18 protein-coding genes are annotated in these 25,760 nt (G+C 44.3%); 6 read left to right on the top strand and 12 right to left on the bottom strand.

Going from position 1 to position 25,760, the window contains the following annotated elements:
• Positions 1-483 precede the first annotated feature (483 nt).
• Both GTH32_RS06815 and asd read right to left on the bottom strand, forming a co-directional pair.
• Positions 484-2,226 carry a COG3904 family protein gene (locus GTH32_RS06815; protein ID WP_163084503.1) on the bottom strand — a complete coding sequence of 581 codons (1,743 nt, stop codon included), beginning with the start codon at positions 2,224-2,226 and terminating at the stop codon, positions 484-486.
• A gap of 266 nt (positions 2,227-2,492) precedes the next feature.
• A complete protein-coding gene (asd, locus tag GTH32_RS06820) occupies positions 2,493-3,614 on the bottom strand; it encodes an aspartate-semialdehyde dehydrogenase (RefSeq protein WP_163084504.1) in 1,122 nt (373 codons plus the stop codon).
• Positions 3,615-4,096: 482 nt separating this feature from the next.
• On the opposite strand from asd, the gene GTH32_RS06825 reads away from it, so the two are divergent.
• The gene (locus tag GTH32_RS06825; protein ID WP_281360020.1) at positions 4,097-4,909 is read left to right on the top strand and encodes an SDR family NAD(P)-dependent oxidoreductase; all 813 of its coding nucleotides are present in this window, start codon (positions 4,097-4,099) and stop codon (positions 4,907-4,909) included.
• 217 nt (positions 4,910-5,126) lie between these two features.
• Complete coding sequence (locus GTH32_RS06830) at positions 5,127-5,696, top strand: cytochrome b (protein WP_163084505.1); 570 nt, start codon at positions 5,127-5,129, stop codon at positions 5,694-5,696.
• A 186-nt stretch (positions 5,697-5,882) separates the two neighbouring features.
• Here the strand turns inward: GTH32_RS06830 and GTH32_RS06835 are convergent, their stop codons facing one another.
• A complete protein-coding gene (locus GTH32_RS06835; protein ID WP_163084506.1) occupies positions 5,883-6,824 on the bottom strand; it encodes a 2OG-Fe(II) oxygenase family protein in 942 nt (313 codons plus the stop codon).
• Between the two features lie 341 nt (positions 6,825-7,165).
• Between GTH32_RS06835 and GTH32_RS06840 the strand changes: the two genes are divergently transcribed.
• A complete protein-coding gene (locus GTH32_RS06840) occupies positions 7,166-7,936 on the top strand; it encodes a CmcJ/NvfI family oxidoreductase (RefSeq protein ID WP_163084507.1) in 771 nt (256 codons plus the stop codon).
• Positions 7,937-7,981: 45 nt separating this feature from the next.
• Here GTH32_RS06840 and GTH32_RS06845 read toward each other — a convergent pair whose 3' ends face one another.
• Positions 7,982-8,896, bottom strand: a complete 915-nt coding sequence (locus GTH32_RS06845) for a LysR family transcriptional regulator (protein WP_163084508.1) — start codon at positions 8,894-8,896, stop codon at positions 7,982-7,984.
• 115 nt (positions 8,897-9,011) lie between these two features.
• Here GTH32_RS06845 and GTH32_RS06850 point away from each other — a divergent pair, with 115 nt between their 5' ends.
• Positions 9,012-10,001 carry a zinc-dependent alcohol dehydrogenase family protein gene (locus GTH32_RS06850; protein ID WP_163084509.1) on the top strand — a complete coding sequence of 330 codons (990 nt, stop codon included), beginning with the start codon at positions 9,012-9,014 and terminating at the stop codon, positions 9,999-10,001.
• 348 nt (positions 10,002-10,349) lie between these two features.
• Positions 10,350-10,769 (top strand): CBS domain-containing protein, encoded by a 420-nt coding sequence (locus GTH32_RS06855; RefSeq protein WP_163084510.1) that lies wholly within the window; start codon positions 10,350-10,352, stop codon positions 10,767-10,769.
• Between the two features lie 91 nt (positions 10,770-10,860).
• On the opposite strand, the gene GTH32_RS06860 is transcribed toward GTH32_RS06855, so the two are convergent.
• Positions 10,861-13,914: an efflux RND transporter permease subunit gene (locus tag GTH32_RS06860; protein ID WP_163084511.1), complete on the bottom strand. Its 3,054-nt coding sequence runs from the start codon at positions 13,912-13,914 to the stop codon at positions 10,861-10,863.
• Positions 13,915-13,917: 3 nt separating this feature from the next.
• On the bottom strand, positions 13,918-14,991 hold the full coding sequence (locus GTH32_RS06865; RefSeq protein WP_163084512.1) for an efflux RND transporter periplasmic adaptor subunit: 1,074 nt from the start codon (positions 14,989-14,991) through the stop codon (positions 13,918-13,920).
• 120 nt (positions 14,992-15,111) lie between these two features.
• Here GTH32_RS06865 and GTH32_RS06870 point away from each other — a divergent pair, with 120 nt between their 5' ends.
• Positions 15,112-15,723 (top strand): TetR/AcrR family transcriptional regulator, encoded by a 612-nt coding sequence (locus GTH32_RS06870; protein WP_203565403.1) that lies wholly within the window; start codon positions 15,112-15,114, stop codon positions 15,721-15,723.
• A gap of 138 nt (positions 15,724-15,861) precedes the next feature.
• Here the strand turns inward: GTH32_RS06870 and GTH32_RS06875 are convergent, their stop codons facing one another.
• The 6 genes from GTH32_RS06875 to asnS all read right to left on the bottom strand — a co-directional run bounded on the left by GTH32_RS06875 (position 15,862) and on the right by asnS (position 25,586).
• Positions 15,862-19,041: an efflux RND transporter permease subunit gene (locus GTH32_RS06875; RefSeq protein ID WP_163084513.1), complete on the bottom strand. Its 3,180-nt coding sequence runs from the start codon at positions 19,039-19,041 to the stop codon at positions 15,862-15,864.
• Between the two features lie 9 nt (positions 19,042-19,050).
• A complete protein-coding gene (locus tag GTH32_RS06880) occupies positions 19,051-20,205 on the bottom strand; it encodes an efflux RND transporter periplasmic adaptor subunit (protein WP_163084514.1) in 1,155 nt (384 codons plus the stop codon).
• A 275-nt stretch (positions 20,206-20,480) separates the two neighbouring features.
• Positions 20,481-21,095, bottom strand: coding sequence for a PqiC family protein (locus tag GTH32_RS06885; RefSeq protein WP_163084515.1), 615 nt, complete (start codon positions 21,093-21,095; stop codon positions 20,481-20,483).
• Positions 21,096-21,120: 25 nt separating this feature from the next.
• Positions 21,121-22,755 (bottom strand): intermembrane transport protein PqiB, encoded by a 1,635-nt coding sequence (gene pqiB / locus GTH32_RS06890; protein ID WP_163084516.1) that lies wholly within the window; start codon positions 22,753-22,755, stop codon positions 21,121-21,123.
• A complete protein-coding gene (locus tag GTH32_RS06895) occupies positions 22,752-23,963 on the bottom strand; it encodes a paraquat-inducible protein A (RefSeq protein ID WP_246223172.1) in 1,212 nt (403 codons plus the stop codon). Before GTH32_RS06895 ends, pqiB begins: the two co-directional genes overlap by 4 nt.
• 225 nt (positions 23,964-24,188) lie before the next feature.
• Positions 24,189-25,586: an asparagine--tRNA ligase gene (gene asnS / locus GTH32_RS06900; protein ID WP_163084517.1), complete on the bottom strand. Its 1,398-nt coding sequence runs from the start codon at positions 25,584-25,586 to the stop codon at positions 24,189-24,191.
• Between the last annotated feature and the right edge of the window lie 174 nt (positions 25,587-25,760).

The following is a 25,760-nucleotide window of genomic DNA, read 5'->3' on the forward strand; positions in this document are numbered from 1 at the left end:
CTGAACGTTCGTCTACCGAGTACATCAACTTTCATATCCAACGATTAAGATCCTGTTGTAGATTGGCTATTTCAATAGCATGCCCGATCTAAAACGGAACTAAAGATGTGTTAGCCGTACGCTTACGGCATATGAACTCAAATCAAGACAGTCATAGCTTTACGCCCGGTGGTAAAATAGGCCTATCACAAAAAGGGGGGCGTAAAATAAGACCGTAAAATAAGACAGTCACAAATTAATAGAACTAATCAAGACAGTCATAGGTTTAACTAATCAAGACAGTCATAGGTTTAAACTAATGAAACTAAACAAGACAGTCATAGGTTTAAACTAAACAAGACAGTCATAGGTTTACGCCCGATGGTAAAATAGGCTAATTGCGAAATAGGACAGTCACAAATTAACGTTCGAGGCCACTAAAATCGATGATAAAATAGGACAGTCACTATTCATGCAATGCGCTAAAAATCTAACTATTCATTGTTATTCAGTGTTGATAGTCCTCAACAGGGCGCCACGCTCGTCAATGGAGGAAGCGATAAAAAGCTTATTCAATGATATGGCTGCCTGACACATTATTGTAGGGGTAGCTAGAAAGGTATCAGGGGTTCTTATTACCTCATAGTATAAGGGGTCTTCGGCTTTTACTGCATCCACAATATCGCGTACCAGCGCGTTTTTGTGCTCTTTCGGTAGTAACACGGGGGCCGCTTCGAAGCTGTTGACTAACGCGGCCAGTGCACTAAATTCCGCATCGATAAGTTGTTGAGGTAAATAGCCTTGGTTGCCATAGTGGTATTCAAGCGGAACCACGCTTGGGAAGGCAAAAGAAGCGCAAGTCAGCGGTGTTTCCTTACCTAGGGCTTCCATTTGGGCAATGAGTACTTTCCAGTAAGCAACTGCGGTCTCATCGCTGGCATGGGCGAGGTAGTGATTAATACGCGATTTTAATAGCGTATTAATTTCACCGGCTATACTGTTTATCGTGTTTCCGGCACGCATACCATCAAGATTAAATTGAACAAAGGTTTGATAGGTGGCGTTGTCATATTGCTTAATCGCGCGCATGTACGCATGGGAAAGCAGGCCTTCTTCAATATCTGCTACTGTTATGTTCTCTGCCGGGCCATAGCCACTAAAGCCAAATGCATTACTATCTACCACTTCATCCACAATACCGGCTTTTATTAGTTCTTGATGCGTAGGAGTCCAAAGCTCGTGGTTAGGCGTTTTAAATACCTTTTTTAAAAACCATTCTGGCACGTTGGCATTTTCGTATTGCTCGCGCAATGTGCCGCTTAAGGGGTGATCATCATGGGTTGAACTGCCGCCTAGACTCGCTGCATGAAAGGAAAGTTGGCCATCTTCGCCGATAAACCTTTGCCTCCCTGCAAGGTAGACCAAGGTACAAGCTGATGCGCAGCTTTCCTTTACATACGTGTCTAAGTTAAATTGCTCTACTAATTCGGCCAGCCTTACAGCGCCCAATATCCGTCCGCCTATACTATGAAGATGAAGAGTGGTGATGTTAGGGTTAGCTTCTAGCGTTTGTTGCAAAAGCGTCTCGTTTCCTACTTCAATCCCCCCGGATAATTCAAGTTCACTGCCATGGTTTAGTAGCCGCAGTGTGAGTGGGGGATAGCTTCGCTTTTCTGTTACCAATGATACTGCTTCTTTTAACGCTGGCACGCCGGTAGAAAATAGATTAAAGGTAAAGCCAATTGCGCCAAGTATCGTGATAGTCTTGGCCGCCCCCGCCCAACCTAGCGATCCGCCCCTGAATGGGTGACGGTTTGCAGATCGGTAAACACCTACGCCTTGCCATAACACGACAGGAATTAACACCCCGTAAAGTAAAAATATATAGCTACCTAATTCAACGCGCGTGCCGGCCCCGTTAATCTTGGTTTCAATAAAGCCGTCGAACCAGTATGTCATTACTGATACGCCAATGCCCACCACCCAATAGCTAATAGGTAATGAAAAGTGACCTCGCCAATAAGCTACTAACCAGTTTGATGTGCGAGGTTCGTCAGCGTATTTTTGAGCATGTACAGGGTTTAGTGGGCGAGCAGAAGTACCGCTATTGTCTTTATTATTGCAGGCGTTAAGCGTTTCTATTTGTTGGCGAATTTCAAGTACACGTTCGGGGTAAGCTTCTTTATCTATATTTTCAAGTGCGTCTAATAGTTCAGTTAACGTGTAGTGCTGATAGTTAGGTTCCATGTCAGCATGATCCCTGTAGTTTTTGTTTTTATTTGTTATCTCAGCATAATAAAACCAGCCTTAATAAACCAGATAAATGCGCAGTTAACCGTTTTTGAAGGCGATAAGGTAGTGAATACGTTTGAAAAGAACGGCTTTGTTGCCCCGCAGCCAACCCCCTTGAGTTACGGATTATATATAATAAAAAAGCCCTGTTAGAAACTAACAGGGCTTATAGGTGTTTGGGGGTTTACCTAGAATCTTTAGGCTGACAACGCAATAACCGTCTAGTGGCTTAATATAATGCGGAGCATACGGCGAAGCGGTTCTGCTGCGCCCCACAATAGCTGATCGCCAACAGTAAACGCTGAAATATATTCTGGCCCCATAGTAAGCTTTCTAATACGTCCAACCGGGATAGAAAGCGTACCGGTAACAGTGGCGGGCGTTAGCGACTGCATGGTGTCGTCGCGATCGTTAGGGATCACTTTCACCCATTCGTTGTGCTCGGCTAGAATCCGTTCAATCTCCTGAAGTGGAAGGTCTTGTTTCAGTTTTAAGGTAATAGCTTGGCTATGACAGCGCATCGCACCTACACGTACGCAAATACCGTCGATAGGGACTGGCGCATCACTTATTCCTAATATTTTGTTCGCCTCAGCCTGGGCTTTCCACTCTTCGCGGCTTTGGCCTGAAGGAAGCTGAGAGTCGATATAGGGAATTAGACTGCCGGCCAGAGGCACACCAAACTGGGTTGAAGGGTAGTCGTCGCTGCGAATAAACTCGGCGACTTGTTGATCAATATCCAGAATAGCCGTAGCGGGATCATCTATTTTATCTTTAACATTGCTGTGAATGGCGCCCATTTGCGATATAAGTTCGCGCATATGCTTAGCACCAGAGCCTGATGCCGCTTGGTAGGTCATTGGTGACGCCCACTCTACTAAATCTTGCTCAAAAAGCCCGCCTAACGCTAATAGCATAAGAGATACAGTACAGTTTCCACCTACAAATGTACGTACGCCTTTGTCGATTCCTTCGGTAATTTCTTTGCCGTTCACTGGGTCAAGAACAATGATGGCATCATCGGCCATTCGTAATGACGAAGCCGCATCTATCCAGTAGCCCTGCCAGCCTGCATCACGCAATTTTGCATACACGTCTTTTGTGTAATCACCGCCTTGGCAGGTAATAATTATATCTTGCTGACGTAATGCCTCGATATCAAAAGCATCTTCTAATACGCCTGCGTCTTTACCTGCAAAGTCAGGTGCCGGAAGGCCCTTTTGCGATGTGGTGAAAAACGTGGGTTCAATGTGGGTAAAGTCTTGCTCTTCTTGCATACGCTGCATTAATACCGAACCAACCATACCGCGCCAGCCCACTAAACCTACTTTTTGTTGTGACATTAAATTGAGAACCCTTGTTTCTATAAAAATAAGTACCTCACTACACGGTTACCTTTTTCTGGGTATTGCTTGCTACATACTTTTAAATTGATGTGCTGGCTTACGTGTAGTGTCGAACGCGGCTTCCTATTGAGCACGCATAATACCTGTCGTTTTTATTTTTGTTCCCGCAGTCTAAGTCTTATTTATGGCGGTGGCTAGGAGGTTTTTATAAATAATGTACTGCCGTTATAAGCAATTAGAAAAATGACCGGGGATTATTAAGATTTCATTGAAGGTGCTTCTTGTTTTAAAGATATTATCAAGTAAAGCGACCATTGGTAACCTGTTTCTTATCCTAGGTTTACCGTGTTACACCGTGAATAAGGTAGATGCAATCTTTTGGTTGCGTTTATCAGCACATGCATTTATTGGTTACGGTAAAGGTTCAATATTTCATTCTAGGCTGCACGATACGCATTTATAAAAACAGGAGAGAAGGTTTGAAAACAATTTTAATTACTGGTGCGACAGACGGTATCGGCCTAGAAACAGTTAAAATGCTTGCCAAAGAAGGGCACCGCATTATTTTGCATGGTAGAAACCAGAATAAGCTGGATAATATTAAAGGCGCGCTCGAGGCACAATATCCGTCTTGTTCACTGTCTACCGTGAAAGGTGACCTCAGTGACTTCGAAGAAGTCTATCAGGTGGTGCGCGATGTTAAAGCACAAACGAACCACCTTGATGTACTCATTAACAATGCGGGTGTTTTTAGTATGGATAACCCTACTACTTCAACCGGGTTAGATGCGCGTTTTATGGTTAACACCATCGCGCCCTATATTCTTACCACTTCGCTTTTAACTCTTATGGGCAGCGAAAGCCGTGTGGTCAATTTGTCCTCAGCAGCGCAATCTCCCGTAAACTTTAGTGCGCTAAAAGGAAATGTACCCCTTACTGATGGCGCAGCCTACGCACAAAGCAAGTTGGCTATTACGATGTGGACCCAGTACCTTGGAGCTAAATACGCTAAAAATACTGAAAGTGGACCTAAAATGGTAGCGGTTAACCCCAAATCGCTATTAGGCAGTAAAATGGTGAAAACCGCTTACGGTATCGCCGGTGGCGACCTTAATATAGGTGCACAGATTCTCGTTGATGCGGCCTTTTCTTCGCGCTTTGCCCATGTGGCGGGGGAGTATTTCGACAACGATCATAATACATTCGCTGCGCCGCACCCATTCGCAAGCGATGCTAAAAACGTTACAACGCTAATTGAAGAAATGGACGCCTTGATCGCTCAATTCCGATAACCCAACCTTTCTGCCAATCTTTTGTGTCGTTTCAAGAATAGGGCACAAAAGACAAAAAATAAAAGGCCATGAATGAATCAAAGTTCATGGCCTTTTATTTCGGTCTATAATTTGCTTTCGTTTATCAGGCTCCTCGTGTCAGCGAGGAGATGTCTGCCATTTAGATGCATGTAAAGGACACAAGCATCTCAGTGCACAATAAAAAATCGAGGAAAGCATGCAGTACGATAACCATAATAAATTTGCAACTACAACAGTACTTTTACACTGGCTGGTAGGGCTAACCATTATTGGATTGCTCGCAGTGGGTATTTACATGTCAGAAAATGACGTTTACGAATTATATCCTTGGCACAAAGCGTTTGGCTTTTTAGTGCTTTTTGTGGCGTTAGCGCGGGTTGTGTGGAGAATGAAAAACGGTTGGCCGGCGGCCGCTGCAAATACAAACTACACACCTATCGAACGTAAACTTGCCGCAGTTGTGCACTGGGTACTTATTTCCGCTACGCTACTTATGCCAATTTCCGGTCTTATGGGGTCGGTGTTAGGCGGGCACGGGTTAGACGTGTTTGGGGTAGAAATATTTGCACCTAATTATAGTGTTGATGACCCCGAGAAAACGTTACCTATTAATTACGCGTTATCTAAAGCCGGCGGGGCTATACATTTTTATCTTGGCTATACGCTTATTGTTGCACTATTGCTGCACGTGGCGGGTGCGTTAAAGCATCATTTAATTGATAAAGATGGCACGCTAAAACGCATGCTGGGTAAAACTATTAACTAGTAGGGGCTGGTGCGACTTATACCAAAGCCAACGCGTGAGAGTATAGATAGCACGGCCTACTTTTACTCTTTGCGGTTGGCGATAAATTAAAGAGTGGACCACGTTACCTATAGTCACGTGGCCCATTTTTGCTTAAGCGGTTAATCTTACCGATGCTGTAATGTTATTTAGCATCGCCACCACAAATTAAAACGGCGCTATATCGTCTTTTTCTACGGTTGGGATGGTCCAGCGAACGTTCGCATCAGCCTTGCGCGTAGGCAAGGTGCCCCGTGGAATTTGCATACGTTCTCCATACAACCATAACACCATATTTGTTCTGCTCCCTCCAGTAATGGGCTGCGCAGCGTGAGGAACGCTTCCTCGGTGTAACACCGCCACGCCAGGCGCAAATACGGTGCGTGTCACTTTACCTGTTTTAGGGTTAAAAAAGTCAACCTCAGAGCCTTTAAATGTTTCCCCAGGTACGTTTAAGTTAACGTTCATTGTTGCTGTCGAGGCGTCAGTATGCGGGCGTAGTGAGGTATCCATGCCATCTTGATATTGAATCGAGAAACCAAAGGTTTGAGAATCAAATCCCATTGATTCTGGAAATAGCATGCGCGAAATTGGACGCATATACTTGTCCATAATCAATTTATAAAAGGCTTGAAAGCTGGGCGCTGCTAAATAGCCCTCTGATCGTTTGTCTAACATGCCGCCATTTCTATTTAAGGCAATGCCATAGGGTGGGCGAAGCGGAATCTTGGCGTCAGCCGCCGCACTTAGATAATCTCGCAGAAGTGAAAGCTTTGCTGGGTCAAAAAGTTGTGCCTGATAAACGCCTGGTAATACTTCTTCCCATAAGTTAGCGACTTCTTGCTCTTTGTTTGGGTCTTCCCAGGCTAAAGCAATAGCATTGCGTAAAGGCTCGCTTATTAGCGACTCGTTAACCCATTGTCCCAAGTTTGTGTTTTGCTCATCCCACTGATGCCATGCGCGTTCAAGTAATAGACGATTACTATACCAAAACTGCTCAACTGCGGGTGCGCGCTGAAGCATCTCGTTTCGACTGGGTAAGTCTAATGCGCGAGCTTGTTGTAGTGCACTGTTGTTAGCAACTGCTAAGTTGTTGTGTATGTCAGACATGAAATCTCTCCAAATTAACTGCGCCGCAAGAGAAGGGGTTACCTTAGCGCTTCAATGATGAAAGGATATTACGTAGGAATGAAAATAAAAATGCGCAAATAATTGAGTCAGAATATAGATTTTGTTGAAAATAAAAGGCCGTTATTACAACGGTTATTTAAGCTTCATTAAGGGGGAAGCGGGTTAGTTTTATTATCAAAATAATCTAAATACTGCTTCAAGGTATGGGTGGTTTTTCAATATTTTTATTGTCGTTATAGTTCGCAGTCTTGTTTTTGTGGGTGTTAAATAAAGCACTTTGCTCCCCAGTAACGTTTAATATTCTTGATGAAGGTAGCTAAATGAACGCAACTGTGAATTACCATGTCAAAAAGCCGTACGTACAAGCATTCGAGTTTGATGTAGACGGCATAGACGGAAATTTAATTTCTCCAGAGCTTGTTGCCACGCAGGTTCAAGTTAAAGACCTTCGTAAGCATCATTCATCATTATCTTTTACCCACCATGGCATTCGGTTTTTAGACGGGTTAGCGCCGGTTCCAGCATCGTTTACAGGGTCAGAAGAATTAGCCTATAACCAGAGTATTCACAGCCTGTTAAAGTCTCAAATAGGCGCAAAGGAGGTTTTTGTTTTCGATCACACTATCCGCATAGACGATGAAAACGCCTCTCGCCGCCCAGCACGAAATGTTCACAACGATTATAGTGAAGCAGGTATAAAAAAACGGTTGGTAGACCTTATTGGTGAACATAAGGCCCAAGCGTATGCTAAAGAGCACTTTGGGTTTGTAAACTTATGGCGGCCTATAGAAAACACGATAATGTCATCGCCATTAGGTTTTATTTGCCCAAGCTCAATGAACAACGATGATTGGATGCGTATTGATCTTATTTATCCCGATCGTAAAGGCGAAATTTTAGGCGTTGCCGCAAATCCTGCGCATCAGTGGTTTTATAAGTCAAAGATGAAAATAGATGAAGGCATTATATTTAATATTTACGACAATAAAACCATTCCACATCTCGCCCATAGTGCGTTAGATATGCAAGAGCCGGGCATTGAAAACTTCGTACGTAAAAGCATAGAAAGCAGGATGCTGGTTAAATATTAGCGTGGCGGTTCGCTACCCTATATAAAGCCTTCTTGTGGTTCTATACTAACTTACAATATCAGTTAAGCGCGCATCCCAATAAGGGGTGCCACTAAAACGTTCGGCTAAAAAGTCGATGAATGCACGCACCTTTGGAGCTAATAGCCTATTGGTTGGATACACGGCCCATAATGCGCAATCGGTGGCTAGCGGGTGGTCTTTTAATACTTGCACAAGTTCGCCACTTTCCAAGTAAGAATAGCTGCACCAAGTGGCAGTCAATGACAAACCACACCCTTGAATACACGCATCTCTCACCGCCTCACCGTTATCCATCTTTAAGCGACTATGGGTTTTTATAGCGTTAACCCCTTGTGCTGTTTTGAAGTCCCAAACTTCTAATCCAGTTAGGTTTACTATCTTATGATCCTTTAGTTCTTGCGGGTTTTTCGGTGCCCCGTATTTTTCTACATAGCCTTTGGAAGCAACGATGATACGCTTATCGTTAGCGAGTTTTTTGGCATGTAGATTAGAGTCTTTTAATTCCGCGTCTCGAATAGCCACATCAAAGCCACCTTCTACTACATCCAAAATACTATCGCTGAAGCGAAAATCGATATTAAGCTTAGGGTATTTACTCACAAATTCATTAATAGCCGGAACTAAATGCATTCGGCCAAAAGATGCTGGGGCGGTAACGCGCAGTGTGCCTTGAGGCGTTTGTGACCCTGCGCCTACCGCCGCTTGTGCGGTTTCTATACTGTCGAGTACTTCCTGAGCATGGGGCAGAAATACCTTCCCTTCATCGGTTAAAGAGACTTTTCTTGTGGTTCGATGAATTAACCGCACTCCTAGCGTGTCTTCTAATTTGCCGATGTGAGCACTTGCCACAGCGGGAGAAATATTGAGTTCGCGGCCCGCTAAGCTAATGTTGGCGGTACTCGCAATACGAACAAAAAGTTTAAGGTGTTCAATATTCATGGCTATTATCAATAAAATCTAAAAACTGTTTGCTTTTATACCCCAATTATCATCTTCATTTCTAGTGTTTATTATAGATTCGTACTTACACAACAGGCTTTAAAGGAGCTTAACGATGAAAGCGATGGTAATAAACGAATTTGGTGGTTCAGAGCAGTTCACGCAAACAGATATTGCACAACCTGAAATTAAAGCAGGCCACGTTATAGTGCGCATAGCAGCAAGTAGCGTTAATACAATCGATATGATGATCCGCCAGTCGGGTGCAGATCTTCCTTTCGCTCCGCAACTTCCAGGCGTGTTAGGCATGGATTTCGCCGGAACAATTGAAGCTGTTGGTGAGGGAGTAACCAATTTTAACGTAGGCGATGAGGTTTACGGATGTGCGGGTGGGCTAGCAGATTTACAAGGCGCACTGGCTGAAAAAATGCTCGCAGATGTACGCTTAATTGCGCATAAACCTAAAGCACTAACAATGAAAGAAGCAGCAGCTATCCCGCTTGTTGGTATTACTGCCTATGAAGGCTTAACCCGGGCACTTACCAGTGAAGGTCAAAACGTACTTGTTCATGGTGGCGCCGGTGGTGTGGGCCATATTGCTGTTCAGCTAGCAAATTACATGAAGGCGAATGTATTTGCTACCGGCGGCTCAGATGAACAAAAAAGCATTATTGAATCATTTGGTGCCTCGTACATCGACTATCGCTCTGAATCGGTGGATGACTATGTTGCTAAGCATACCGATGGCGTAGGCTTTGATGTCATTTTTGATACGGTAGGGGGAAATAATCTACAAAATTCTTTCGCAGCAGCGAAACTAAACGGCCAAGTATCTACTACGTTATCACTGTTAGAAACTGATTTGTCCCCTGTTCATTTTAGAGGGTTAAGTTTAAACGTTGTATTTATGTTGCTGCCAATGATCCATAACGTGGGGCGAGAAGCGCATGGCGAAATCCTGCACATACTTAGCAAAATTATAGATGAAGGTGCATTGAAGCCTATTATCGATGCTGAAGATTTTACTTTTGAACAAATTGCTCAAGCGCATGACCGTTTGGCCAGCGGTAAGGCTATTGGCAAAGTCGTGGTTACAGTAAATTAACCCTCACCCTTGGGCTTTTTTTAAACGCCTCTTTAGGCTTTATATAACGGTTCAAACCCGTAGTGCTTCCCTTAGCACACCTTTGCCGCAGTACCTGTATGGTGCTGCGGCTTTTTTATAATAAATAACCTCCTGATAGACCTTTTCGCTACGTCTAGTGGTGTTCTTTTCATTGTCTCGCTTTATGCCTACTTCCTTATCTTTCCTATTTTAAGCGTCTGCTGTTCTTGCTTAGATTTAGTATGTGCGTCAGATTTGCTTAAAGTCAAAAACGGCAAGATAAAACAGAGTAGTATTATTACTATCGAGATATATCGTGAATGAAACAGCAAAAATGAAGGAGTAAAAATGGGCGTTGGGAATATTATGTCCAGCCGTGTAGTAAGTGTTCATATGGATGACAGTTTACAGTCGTTACGAGAATTGTTTGTGGCCACAGGGTTTCACCATTTAGTCGTAGAGCACGACAATAAATTACAAGGGATAATCTCTGACAGAGATTTGTTAAAAACAATAAGCCCGTTTGTAGATACCATAAGTGAGCGACAAAAAGACCGCGCAACGCTAGATAGAAAAGCCCATCAAATTATGACGCGAGAGGTGATCACACTTCATCCTGAAAGTGCTATTTTTACTGCTATTGAATTGTTTAATAACAATAAAATTTCTTGTATACCTATTGTCGATAAAAATAGCCATACCGTAGGTATGCTTTCGTGGCGGGATATTATGAAATTTATGCAAACGAGAGTTGAAGCAAAGCGTTAGGTGGAAGGTGGCGTAAATAAGGTAAAAAATACCCTAAGCCCGAAGCTACTTTCTCTTCAAGCAAAGGGTATTGTTTCACCTTGTTAGTCTATTAACCCTCGTGCGCGCTTTTGCGGTAACTTACCTTAAATAGCAAGCTATACAGCACGGGTACGGCTATAAGCGTTAATACGGTAGCAAACGCTAGCCCCCCCATTATGGTTACCGCCATATCAGCAAAGAACGCATCAAATAGAAGCGGCGCCATACCTAATATAGTGGTAATCGCGGCCAATGATACTGGCCGCAAACGGCTTAGCGTTGCTTCTACAATGGCTTTTCGAATTTCACGCCCTTCCTCAATTTGAAGATCTATTTCCTCAATAAGCACAATTGCGTTTTTAATTAGCATGCCAAATAAGCTTAAAAAGCCCAATAGCGACATAAACCCGAAGGGCATGTCGGTGGCAAGTAGCCCAGTTACCACACCCACTACTGCCATGGGCACCACTAACCAAATAATAAGTGGCTGACGTGCATGTCCAAACAGTAGTACTGAGATAATAAACATGACCAAAAAGCCTACTGGGAGGCCTGCACCTAATGCTTTTTGAGCATCGCCAGAGCTTTCATATTCGCCACCCCACGCTAATTGGTAACCCTCTGGTAGGGGCATTTTTTCTATTTCTGGACGTATCCTAGCAAAGGCTTTTGCCGCGGTTTCACTATCACCAGGTTCAGCCTCTACAGTAATCGTTCTTACTCTATCTCTGCGGTGAATACGCAACTCTTCAGTAAGCATTTCAAGCCCGCTAGAAACCTGGGTAAAAGGTACATACTGTCGTTGCTGAGACGACCATACTTGGCTTTCTCGTAGTGCTTGTAAGTCAGAGTCTTCAGCACGTCCCATTTTAGCCACTATGCTATAGGCATAGTCGCCATCTTGTACGGTGCCAAGGGGTAGACCATCACTAACATAGCGAACGGTTTGACTAAAATCGGAATGAGAAACACCAGCGATACCAGCGTTATAGTTGTCATAGTGCGTATTAACCGCAAACCCTTTTTCACGCCAATTGTGGCGAATATCTTTGATGCTGCCATCGGCATGCATAATAGCCTTAGCCTGTTCCGCTAGTTGTCTAAGTACATCAGTGTCGGGGCCTGAGAATCTGGCCTCTAATTTAGCTCCTGAGCCGGGCCCAAACTGCATGCGTTCAAAGTAAAAACTGGCGTCTAAATCAATATCGTCTAGGCTATGACCAAGACGACTGATTACCCCTTCCACATTGCTTAATTCGTTAACTCGCACCAACATGAAACCGTAATTTTCGTTGGCACTTTTTGGGGCATAGGTTAGCGTAAATCTATCTGCACCTTGGCCGATAAATGTGGTTACAGCGGTAACATTATCTTGCGCAAGTATACGTTGCTCTGCCTCTTTCACTTTTTCTTCCGTGGCACGTATATCCCTATCCTGCGGGCCCCAATAGTGAACAAAGAAGATAGGTGCGTTAGAAGGCGGGAAGAAGCCTTGTTTAACCATACCGAAACTGGCGTAGGCTACCACGGTTATCGCCAATAGCACCCCAATGGTTACCCAACGCAGTTTGAGGGCGTGGGTGAGAATGCTGGTAAACCAACGTTGCATCAAAGAAGGCTGATTGCTGTCGTTTTGCTTCATACCTTTGCGGTAAAAGTAGGTTCCTAAGACAGGCACTAAGGTTACCGCTAGCACCCAGCTCATTAACAAAGACACAAGCACTACTGCGAACAAGGAATACAAGAACTCGCCGGTAGCGTCGTCAGATAAGCCAATGCCTGAGAAGGCGGCTATGCCAATGACGGTAGCACCAAGTAGGGGCCATTGAGTACGCTTTACAATAAAGCTTGCCGATGATTTCGCCGTATTACCTGTAGCCATGCGAATCATCATTCCTTCAGCGACAACAATAGCGTTGTCCACCAGCATTCCCATGGCAATTACCATCGCGCCTAATGAGATACGCTGTAGCTGAATATCCATTAGCCACATTATTAAAATGGTGCCCATAACAGTAACCAGTAATACTAAGCCAACTACTACACCTGAGCGCCAGCCCATAAATAAGCATAGGGTGAGGGTTACCACTAGCACTGAAAGCACTAAGTTGCTGATAAAGCCATCCACCGACTCATCAACCACAGCGGCTTGGTCATAAATTGGCGTAAGGGTGATACCTACTGGCAGCGCTTTTAGTAGTTGCTCTACTTTTGCGTTTACATGGTTTCCAACATCTACAATGTTTACATCGTTTAGCGCAGATACGGCTAAGGTAAGAGCTTTTTCACCGTTATAGCGAATGCTTACAGGTTGTATATCCGCAGGCTCTAACTTAAGGGTTGCCACATCAGCCACCCTAATAGAGCGGTTGGTGCCAGGGATCACCAGGGATAAATTAGATATTTCTTCAAGTTTATCTGGCGCTCGTTCAACAATAAGACGTAAGTTTTTTTCATCTATCTTAACTCGGCCGCCGGTAAATGGGCGCAAATTGTCCTCAAATAACGAGGTTAAATCGGGAAATGAAATGCCCAGGCCAGCCAGTTGATAAGGGTCAACATAGGCAACAATTTGTTCTTCTCTTACGCCCGTAACAGTCACTTTGGCCACGCCATCGGTGGTCAATAGCTCACGTCTAATTACCCGAGCAAATTCACGCAACTCACTGGGGCTGAAATCTGGCGCACTTAACGCGTAGTACAAGCCATAAACATCGCCAAAGTCGTCAAATACTACCGGGTCGGCACTGCCTGTAGGAAGCGAAGACGATGCATCACGTACACGTTTTCTTAGCTCGTCCCATATTTGCGGAAGGGCGCTACTGTCGTAGTTACTTTCTACTTCGACAGTAATTTCAGACAATCCAGGCGATGAGACCGAATTTAGCTCTTTTAGCTGCGACATTTGCTGAATGGCAATCTCAAGAGGCTCGGTCACTTCCTTTTCTACTTTTTGCGCGCCCGCACCCGGGTAGGCGGTGTATACTTTCACTTGCTTTATGGTAAACGCCGGATCTTCCAAGCGGCCTATATTACTCATGGCAATTAGACCACCGAGTAATAAAATAATCACCATAAGCCAAATATTAACGGGTTTGTCGATGGAGTAACGTGCAATATCCATAAATTACAGCTCTCCCGTATAAGGGCGAACCTTCATATCTGCGCGCATTTTCGCGGCGCCGGCAGCAACGACTTTTTCACCCGCCCGCAGATCGCTGCTAATAATTGCCATAGTGTCTTCTATATGGTCAACGTCAACGGTTTCTTTAGACACAGAGCCCGTTTGTTCATCGTAAACCCATACGGCAAAGCCATTATTTTCATCTTCAACAAGGGCTGATACAGGCACCACTACGCTATTAGGGTAGGGTGAGCCCTGAAGTGTAACCTTAACCACCGCCCGCGCTCCAGGGGTTAACGGTAAATCAGGGCGCGGTTCCATAGCGAATACAACTTCATAAGTTTGTGAAACCGGATCGGGCTGAGTGCTGTGCTCTACATAGTTTACCGGGTACCACTGATCTCTATTGGTGGCAAGGGTCGCACTTGCCTGCTTGATATCTCTGCCTAAGTTTGCCGTAAGTAAACGCTCAGGCACATTAATATTAAAGTAGATTTTAGAAACATCTTGAAGGCGTGCAATAGGCGTACCCGCTGCCACAAAGCTGTTATTTTCCACTAAGCGCTGGGAAACCTTTGCATCGAACGGCGCGTATAATTCAGTGTAGCTAAGATCTTGCTCGGCATTCTTTAATTCGATAACCGCTAATTCATAGGCCGTTTTTGCAGAGTCGAGCGAGCTTTGCGACACCAAACTTTGGGCAAACATTTTTTCAATTCTGTCTAATTCACGTTTTGCCTGGTCTAAACGTGTACGCTGCTCATCTTTACGGCGCTCAAAAGGTTGTCTGTCTATGGTGGCCAGCAATTTGCCTTTTTCGATGTCACTGCCGGTAACTAGGTCCATTTGAACTAAACGGCCAGAAACCTCGAAACTCAAGTCTACGGTTTTAACCGCAGACACGACGGCTGGAAAGGTGAATGCGTCCGCGCCGGTAACTTCGCTGACGTCAGCCAGTTTAACGTAGCGCGGCGCTTCTTGTTGGGTAGCAACCTCTTTTTCAGATGTGCAGCCAATGAGGGCAATGGTAGTAAAAAAAGTAACAGCTAAAATGCTGAAATTACGCAATTGAGACATAGTGGTTTTAAACTCTTGGCTAAGTAAAAGTAAACTAAGGAGTGCATTTTAGGTGCGTCACGTTGAAAAGTAAACTTCTCAGTGTAGAATGTGAATATATTTTTATTGGTATCTTGGATTATGGTTAGCATACGAACGCGAAGTGATCAAAAGCGCGAAGCTATTATTTTAGCAGCAAAACACGCGTTTCAGGAATTCGGTGTCATTGGCACTAGCATGGATAAGCTAGCTGAAATGGCGCAAGTATCTAAACGCACTGTGTATAATCACTTTTCGGCAAAAGAAGAGTTGGTGATGCACCTTATTAAAGAGCAGTGGAATAATGCCCTGGTCAATATTGATATTATTTATCAAACATCAAAGCCTCTACAAGCACAACTTGTCTCGCTTATTCGGGCCGAGATTGACTTTGTTACGGACGAAGAGCACTTAGAATTGGCACGGGTGGCTATTGGCCATTTCTTTTACGAGCCGGATAAGTTGAAAGACGAAGTTGCCCATCTTAGAGCTCAAGAAACGGCCATGCACCGTTGGTTAAAAGCGGCCTATGCCGACAAACGAATTGTTTTTGATGATTTGCAACAAGTGGTCGACGAGTTAGACAGTTTGGTGAAAGGGCAATGCTTTTGGCCGCAGTTAATGAAAATAGAACCCGTTATGAGTGAACTCAAAAAGCAAACAGTGGCTGATAGCGCCGCTGCCTTAATATTAAGCCGTTATGAAAATAAATAAACCCACCTTTATCAAACACGCATTGTAAAAAACGGCGAAAACGCCCGTCGTTTTGTGCACAAGTAACCAAAATCAGCGGGTTTACACAGCAATAGGTGCGCAAGGCCTGCACACCTATTATAGGGGGGCTAACGTTAACTATTCAGCGCTCTGGGCTGTGTGGTCAAAGTTGCCTGATGCTGTGTCATCGTTTATCTCATTATGCCGGCGTTTCCCGCCTGATAATTTACGCCTTAGCGCTGAAAACGGGCCGATTAAATCAAGCAGTATTAAGTATAAACAAGGCACCAGAATCAGCGTTACTAGGGTTGCATAGAGCACAGCAAAGCCCAGTGCTGCGGCCATAGGTATAACGAACGCTGCTTGTAGGCTAGACTCAAACATTATCGGCAATACCCCGGCGAAGGTGGTAATGGAGGTTAGCGTAATGGCTCTAAATCGAGCGCTACCCGCTTCTGTTACTGCGTCTTTTATACTATACCCTTGGGCGCGACGTTGATTGACAAAGTCTGTCATAACAAGCGAGTCGTTGATCACCACACCCGCTGCAGCAATAAGACCGAATGTTGACATCATGCTAAGATCTAAGCCTAACAGGAAGTGGCCCCAAATAGCTCCGGTAAGACTAAAGGGAATTACCGACATGATAATAAGCGGTTGTCCGTAGCTCTTTAATGGTACAGCCAGCAGTATGTAAACCATTATCATAGCGGCTAAGAAGAAGAGTATTTGCTCACTTTGCTGGGCACGCTGTTCTTCTATATCACCGCCAAGTTCTGTCATTACCGAGGGAAATTCAGCTTGTAATTGGGGCAGTAGGGTATCTTTGATGGTTTCTACAATCTCGTTGGGCTCTACTGCTTCTTCATCAATACTTCCCATTACATACACGCTGCGATAACCACCTTCGCGACGTATATAACTTATTCCGGGTTTCTCCGACAGTTTAACCACATCGCCGAGCACGACATCTTGTCCATTCGGGGTTTTGATTACCGAATATTTTAAGTCGGCAAAGCGTTCTCGAGTAAATTCAGGGTAACGCACCATAACCCGTACTTCTTCACCGTTGCGAATAACCCGTTGGGCTTCGCCGCCGTAGAAGCCAGCCCCTACCTGAGCCGCAATGTCAGTTAATGTAAGCCCTAAATCATAGGCTACAGGCAGTAGGGTCATTTGTATTTCTTTACTGGCAGGGTCGATAGTAGAGCTAATATCAAACAAGCCCTCTTGTTGCTGCAGCATTTCTATAAATTTACGCCCTGCTGCGTTAAGGGTACTGATATCAGGTCCGTATAATAAATAGCCAAATTCGCCATCGTCACCCCCTCCATTTACATCATCGATTACCGTCAGCGATTTCATGCCGGCAATTTCGGGCATGGCTTCTCGCCATCGTCTGGCTAACTCAAAGGTATCAATAGGGCGGTCGTCTTCGGCAACTAAAGGTGTAATTACTTGCCCTTCGGTGCGTTCTTGATTAAATACTAACCTGTCTCGAACCATACCCATACCAAACTCATCGATTATTTGTGCCTCTACCTTTAACACAGTATTTTCTACCATTTTAAGGGCTTCAATAGTGGCTTCATCTGACACAGTTTCATTCATTTCAATGCGTATGTTAGGAAAATCATGGGGCACTTTAGGGTTTGGAACCATGCGCACCATATCGCCAGCAATCAGCCCCCAGCTAATCATCAGCATGGCAACAAACATCATTAATACTGCCCAACGCCACTCAATGGCTTTCTCTAGCGTACGCCGATACGGACCGTTAACGAAGCCGTAAAAGCGGCGGTTGAACTTAGCTCGCCAACTTGTTTGTTTTACCGGACTAAAGCGTGTATGGGCTAAGTGTGAGGGGAGGATAAGCTTAGATTCGATTAACGAGAACACAAGGCATAGAATCACTACCACGGCGATATTATAGAAAAACGTTCCCTCTGGGCCGCTACTTAGTGTAAAAGGGGCGAATACCGCGATGGTGGTTAATACCCCAAATGTGGCGGGTGTGGCTACTTTTTTGGCGCCCCGAACCACATTGTCGATGCCGCCTCCTTTGCTTTCAATTTCCGTATACGCACTTTCGCCAATGACTATTGCATCATCAACAACAATTCCCAGCACCATTATAAAAGCAAACAAAGAGAGAATATTTATACTAATACCAAATACCGGCATTAACATCACCGCACCTAAGAAACATACAGGCAGCCCCACCATAACCCATACGGCTAATCTAAAGCGTAAGAACAGGGTTAACATTAGCGCCACAAGTATAGAGCCTTGAAGTAGGTTCCAAAGCATCATTTCCAGTCGTGCATTCAAGTAATAGGTCATATCAACCAATACTTCTAAGCTCACACCATTAGGGAGTTCTTGATTTTTCTTCTCAATGTAGGCTTTAACGGAGTCGGCGACAGGGATGGTACTTTGTGATTTGGTCGCTTTAATTGAAATCCAGATGGCGTTAATGCCGTTGTACTTAAAGTAACGCTCACCCTCGGTGAAGCCATCGTTAATTGTCGCCACATCAGAAAGTAGAACTTTAGCCCCGCCACTGCCTATTTTAACGGGAATTTGGGCGAACTCGTTACCACTATAAAACTGATTTTCTACCCGTACTGAAATAATGCCTGCATCAGTTCTTAACTGTCCGGCAGAAATGTTAGCCGAATAATTACTAATAGCCCGGCTTACATCAGCAATCGTGAGGTTATATTTACGTAACACATCAGGTTTAATTTCAACTGCAATCTCATCTAAAGGTGCGGAAATGTTTACCAGTGAAATATTACCTAATTGGAGTAGTTCGTCTTCAACTTCTTTGGCAATCGACTTTAGTTCACGTAGGGGAAGGTCGCCCACTAAAGGCATTTGAATTACATCTTGTTGAAACTCAATTTGCGATACCTGAACCGGCTCCATACCCGATGGAAAGGTCGCAATTCCATCGATACGAAGTTTTACCTTATCGAGTACATCGGTTAACTCTTCATCAGAATCAATTTCTAGTGTTACCCGGCCGCTGCCCCTAAAAGCGCGCGAAACAATACGATTTATTTCGGTAACGTCTTTAAGTGATTCTTCGATTTTTATGAAGATACTTTCTTCAATTTCTTGTGGTGATGCCCCAGGGTAGGAAGCTTGAACGGTGATGTAGTTTATTTCAATATTCGGGAACATTTGCCGTTGAATAGTGAAATAGCTGGCTATACCCATGATGATAATAAAAATCATTAGAAGATTAGCGGCTACGGCGTTGCGGGTGAACCAGGCAATTAAACCATGCTGTGTATCGAATCTATTTTCCATGACAACCCTTTACTGTGTTTTAACACGGTTCGCGACTAAGTCGTCATTATGATTAATTACCCTTACCGGCATGCCCTCTTGCGGGTACTCAGGTAATGACTGTACAACACTGTTGGCGTCGAATGTGCCGCGAAGCAAAAAGTCAGACCCATCTTCGCGTATCACTTCAACAGTATGCGACACTAAGTTATTCTCCTCATCTAATGTCCACAGGGTACGGTTAGTAACCAGCTCCTGTGGCACACGGAAGACATTCTCTAGAGTTACGCCTTTAAATAGTACCGTTGCGTAAGTACCGAATTTTATGGCGGGGTTGCTGTCGTTAATTGCGTACGGGTCGCTAATACGGGCAACTAAGTGTGTCATGCGAGTAGCATTATCAATCACCCCTGTATCGCGGTGAATAGTAACAGGGATATGGGTGTTTTGTTGATCGTCGAGCACTAAGGTAGCTTCACTACCAATAATTTCGTCACTTAAAAAGTGACGGTCGAAACCAGCTACGGGAAAGGTGACTTCGGCGTATTCCACATTATTTATTACCGCTGCGCTTGTGCCTTGAGTGATGTAGTCACCGGTACTGATATCGCGAGAAACAATAAGTGCATCGTATGGTGCTTTCACTTGGCAATTTTCTAAATCCCGTTGGGCTATTTTCAATTGTGCTTGCGCCGACTTAACCGCTGCTTCTGCGCTCATCATTTGTGGCTTTCTCAAGTACAAATCAGTCACTCTCGCGTCGGGCATGGTTTTAGCTTCGATACGCGCTACTTCCGCTTGGGCTTGCTCTTGAATAAGTTGGGCTTGGGCGCTGGATAGGTTGGCTTCTGCTAGTAACAGCGCCGCCTCATAACTGTCTTTTTCTATTGAAAAAAGGGTTTCGCCACGGCGAACAATACCGCCTGAAACGAATTTAGGATTCCACGATTCTACTTCTCCGGTAACCTGCGCTGCTAAATTAGTGGTTTCTAGCGGCAGCACCTCGCCGTAAGAAGAGAGGGTTACGGTAATATTCTCTGGGCTAAGGGAAAAGGTTGTCACAGTAGGACGGGTATCAACAACCTCTTTTTCAACGTTATCTGCGGCAGAAACTTCGATACCTTTCATTGCAAAATAGCCAGCGACTAAAACACCCAAGGGAAGTGCAATTTTTAACCATGTCATGATGCGTCAACTTCAAAAACGAAAATCCAGTTTCTTGAGTGTAACGCTAATCTACTAAGCTAAATATGTATATTTTGTAACGAAACATGAGTAAAGCCCCTAAAATCCGGGCGTACGAAAGAACCGCGTAATAACCGTCTAGGTAATAAAGACATAGCGCCAGTAAAAATATCGCGGTTAACGTCTTGCAAATAAGGGCGTTTTTCGCCGAGTAAGCGAAAGAAGAGAAGCAGTTCTCTAACGCATATAACGTACGAGTTCATTTAACAGGGGGCTCATTTGGCATTAATGTCACTGGCTATTTTATCGGCAAGGGTAGCCAGCGCCTGTCGCATTACTTTTACACTGGTGTCAAAACCATCATGGGGAAGGGGTAGGGAAACGTGAAATCGCGCACTTTCATCGACCTCGTCCGCGTAGGATAAAAAATATTCGCCGCGCAAAATAATGTCGCCTTGGTGTGAAGCAATGAAATCATCTATTCTAAGGGTAAGATAGACGTCTACTTCTTGCGCGCCCATGGCATGAGTGATTAACTCAAGGTTGTGGTGAGTTAAACTATCGCGAAGGCGCTTGGTTAGACCTTCGTCCATGGGTTCAGCCCATAAATGGTCGGTGGCTATATGAATGCCTGTGTCACTGGTTTGAAAAACTAACCCTCTCTGCTTTAGATAATCGGGTAATACAACCCGGTTAATCAAAACCAAAGCATTAGGATTGTTTTGCGAGACACTATCTCTCGTGGCATTATTTTCCGTCACATCGTGCAACAAATAGTATGACAAGGGCGGCGCTGAGGTAGCGCAGCCTGTTAACATCGCGCCTAACATCATAAGCGTGGGGATACCGAAACCACGTATACGTAACGCCAACATAGGATTTCTATTCATTATTTTAAACATTCTTCTACTCACACTAGCGTTTCGCTTTAGGCTCGAGCCCGCTACTATTTGAATCGTTAAAAATTAAACTGTTGGGTGCTTGGTTAAGTTTTAGCAATAACGGTTGCAAGTTACGCATAGTCTCTTGCATAGCATCCACGGTTTCCTTTATCTCAGATTTACTTAGTCCGCCATCGCTGTAGTTTTGCAATAAGCTATCTAAGCTTACTAATACTTGGTTTAAGTTTTGGTTTAGTTGCTTAGCATCAATGTCGGCAATAAGCACATCAAAATCATCGCTGGCGGTTTCTACTGATTGCGCCGCCAACTTCATATCTTCAACCGCGGATTGAACATTGTCTACCATCTCTAAGAGCGGTAGTTGATTAATCTTATCAAGGATCGCATCTGCTTTTTGGGTAAGCTGAGTAAATTCATTGGATACTGTGGGGATCACTTCGTACCCGTTTATCGTTTGAATTTGACTGTCGCCTTCGGGGTTGCTCACGTGTTGTAAATCCACATATAGGCCGCCAGTTAACACGTTACCCATTCTCAACGTGGCTCTTAAGTCTTTTTTTAGCCAGTTTCGAATAGTCTGTTGAATCGCTTTTAAACCCTGTTGATTATCAGGCTGGCGAACTTTTCCCGGATAGATATTTATAATTACGGGGATAGGATAATCCTGCTCTAGGATATTACCTTCTACCGCAGGGAAGGAATTGATAGCGGTAACATGACCAATTTCAATTCCGCGGTATTCCACTGGCGCCCCTACCGTAAGGCCACGTACACTTTCATCGATAAGCAACAAGTACTCGGCCGCCAGTTTAAAGCGGGCATTGGATGCAGAGGAGACATCTTCATAAATAGTAAATTGCGTATTGTTGTCAACTTGTTGCCCGGTAGGTACTCCGTCTGGCACTCCAAATGTAATGCCATTAGCCAGTAACGTTTCAAGGCTACCTGTTTCTACCTTTACGCCACTTGATTCTAACAACAGTTTCACACCACTTACGTCCCAAAAACGGGTGTTCTTGGTAATTAGCTTATGATACGGGCTTTCGATGAAGGCATCGTAATACACTACGCGCTCTTCAATGTTAAATTCGGCATCTTCAAATTCGCCAACTTTGAAGCCTTTGTAAATAATAGGGTCGCCGGGCTTATAGGCGAATTCGTCATCGCTACGCAAAATAACATGTAACCCAGGTGTACCTGGCGGTGTAACAGGTGGACGTTCAAGGGCGGTAAAATGCAGTTTTTCCGCGCCTGTGTCATCGGCTGACATAGCAATATAACTTCCTGACAATAGGGTGTTAAGCCCAGACACTTCAGAGAAGCTAATGCGCGGCGCCACTACCCAAAAATCGGTATTCTCGGTAAGTAAATGTGCGGCGTTAGCGTCAATTCTAGCAGTAACCAATACCCCTTCTAAATCCGGCTTTAGGGTTATCTTTTTTACCTGTCCTATTTCTAAATCTCGCACTTTTATGGGAGTTTTATTTACTTCAATACCGGTAGCAGAGTGAATTTCTATGGTGATCAGCGGGCCTTGGTTTTTCCATTGGTAATACACCATCCAGCCACCAATTATGATAACTAAAATGGGAATAATCCAAATACGTGAGATAGATGACGTAGGTTTTACCTTTGCCGCTTCAGTCATGGTAATTGTTTCCAGTGCTGCCAAATTAGCCGAGAATCGAAAGTCATCGCGGCTACCATTGTAATGAATACTACTGCGCAAAAGGCCAATGCCGCTTGCCCAGGATAAATTGAAATTGTGTTACCCATCTGAATAAGCGCTACTAATACGGCGACCACGAAAACGTCTATCATCGACCACCTTCCTATAGCTTCGGTTATTCGATAATAACGAATACGCGTACGCTCGGAACTCGAACGCTGTGCATGTACCGAGTAATTCAGCCAAGCCAATATAATGATTTTTGCTACCGGAACAACAACACTGGCCAATAAAATAATGATGGCAATAGGGTAGGAGCCCGATTCCCACAAAGAAATAACGCCACCTATAATAGTATTAGGTGTTTCAGTGCCAAATAACTCAGTATGCATAATAGGTAGCATATTGGCAGGAATATAAAGCAAAGAGGCGGTAAGCAATAACGCCCACGTTCGTTGAATACTGGTGAATGCTTGCGACTCTGACAGCGCTTTAGGAGCAGGCAATTGGCCATCGTTTAACCAGAGTGTATAACTTGCACTGTCGAACTGAGAAAGCGTGAGTGCCATAAAGGTGGTAAAGCCAATAAATGCGTAAAAAGACAGCCCAACAGAAACATCCGCTAATTCAGTTATTTTAATTAAACTGACGAGGGTACCCACTAAGAAAATTTCGGCCATGCTCCATGGCAGTAACGTTTTAACGGTATAAAGGGTGCGCCGAGTAAATGGCGTACGGGCATTCTTTTTCCTTGCTAATCCCAGCGTAATTAAACCACACAGAACCATACCGGGTAACACCAAAGTGGCAAGCCCCGTTATAAGCGCTAATGAAAAATAGTCTTGCTCCATAAGTACAGAAAGCCCACCGGGCAAGTCGATGCTATGTTTTTGCCCACTGGCTTTAAAGGTAAGGAAGTTAAAAGGCAAGGAAAGAGCTAAGAAGACTAACGCGCTTACCGCGTACGCTAATAAACGTTCGGTGGCATTACGCCTAAAGGTAAGTAACGTATGGCCGCACCTCGGGCACACCGCTCGCTCGCGATGGCTCAATCCGGGAAGCACCGCATCCTGATGGCATTGTTCACAAACGACAGTTAATCTGGAACTTTCAGTCATTAGGGAGAATATGGCCTCTCTAGGTAGCCTACCATAATGGGGGCCTTGGGTTAAATCATTGATTTTCATTTATTAGCAGCATAGCGCATTCATAAGCGAGCGGGAATGATAAATACGCACTTTGGCAAAACTTGGATTACTGGGAACGTCCTTTAGCACCCTCGTCTAGAACCTATAAAAACAGCCTTTGAAAGTATACTAACCCTGACGGATATAAATAGGCGTACAATTCGCTTATTGATAAAAAATAAAGCCCAAGACAGTGCCTGGGCTTTATTGATTAAAGAGGACGCTTTAGAAGCTGGCATTTCCAGGAGTTCTTGGGAACGGGATAACATCTCGAACATTCTGCATGCCTGTAACATAGGCCACTAAACGTTCAAATCCTAGACCGAACCCTGAATGGGGTACGGTACCGTAGCGGCGTAGGTCGCGATACCACGCGTAATCTTCTTTCGAAAGCCCCATCTCTTCTAAGCGCGTATCAAATACGTCTAAACGCTCTTCACGCTGCGAACCACCAATTATTTCACCAATACCCGGTGCCAATACATCCATAGCAGCAACGGTTTTGCCGTCATCATTGATACGCATATAGAAGGCTTTGATGTCCTTCGGATAGTTTTGCATGATAATAGGTGCGCCAACATGCTCTTCAGCTAAATAGCGCTCATGCTCAGAAGATAAGTCGATACCCCATTCTACTGGGAATTCAAACTGTTTTCCGCAGTTTTGTAAAATGGTGATAGCATCGGTGTAGTCCATACGAACAAAGTCAGAATTGACTAATTTCTCTAAACGGCTAACGGCATCTTTTTGAATTCGTTGGGCGAAAAATGCCATATCGTCGGGCAACTCTTCAAGCACGGCTTTACACACATACTTCAGCATGTCTTCAGCCAGTTGCGCCACGTCGCTTAAATCAGCAAAAGCAACTTCAGGCTCAATCATCCAAAACTCAGCCAAATGACGAGAAGTATTTGAATTTTCAGCACGGAAGGTTGGGCCAAAAGTGTATACCTTAGACATTGCAGTACAATAGGTCTCAACGTTCAATTGGCCTGAAACCGTTAAATAGGTTTCTTTACCGAAAAAGTCTTCTGAGTAATCTACATCACCTTTGTCGTTGAGAGGAAGGTTCATCATGTCTAGCGTAGATACTCGGAACATTTCGCCTGCACCTTCGGTATCGCTTGCGGTCAAGATAGGTGTGGAAATCCAGTAGTAGCCTTTTTCGTGGAAAAAGCGATGGATAGCTTGAGACAAGCAGTTGCGAACGCGGGTAACTGCGCCAATAACGTTAGTGCGTGGGCGAAGGTGTGCAAACTCTCTAAGATACTCAATACTGTGACGCTTAGCTGCCATAGGGTATGTATCTGGGTTTTCTACCCACCCCATAATCTCAACGGTTGTAGCGTCAATTTCAAGTGCTTGACCTTTACCTTGAGACTCTTTAACTGTGCCAGTTACCGCCAAAGAGCAACCCGCAGTTAAACGCTGTATATCTGCATAATTTGACAGAGAATTCAGTGCAATAACTTGCACTGGGTCAAAGCAACTACCATCGTGTAGCGCAATAAAAGATAACCCTGCTTTAGAATCACGGCGTGTTCTTACCCAACCTTTAACGGTTACCGATTCGCCAACTGCGTACTTACCTTTAAGTACGTCGACAACGGGCGCGTGCATCATGTTAATTTCTCCGTCTTACTGATTTCTTGTTGCTCAGTGTAATACGCAACAACAAAGTGCCTATGCACAACTCATATTCTTAAATGTCAATGTTTTGAATTTTGTTGCCGATAACTCGACATATCATCATAAATAGTATTCTGAAAATGCATTCTCGCGGTTTTTTTTAAGCAT

The organism is Alteromonas profundi (genome assembly GCF_010500865.1).
In the GTDB taxonomy this organism is placed as follows: Bacteria; Pseudomonadota; Gammaproteobacteria; order Enterobacterales; family Alteromonadaceae; genus Alteromonas; species Alteromonas profundi.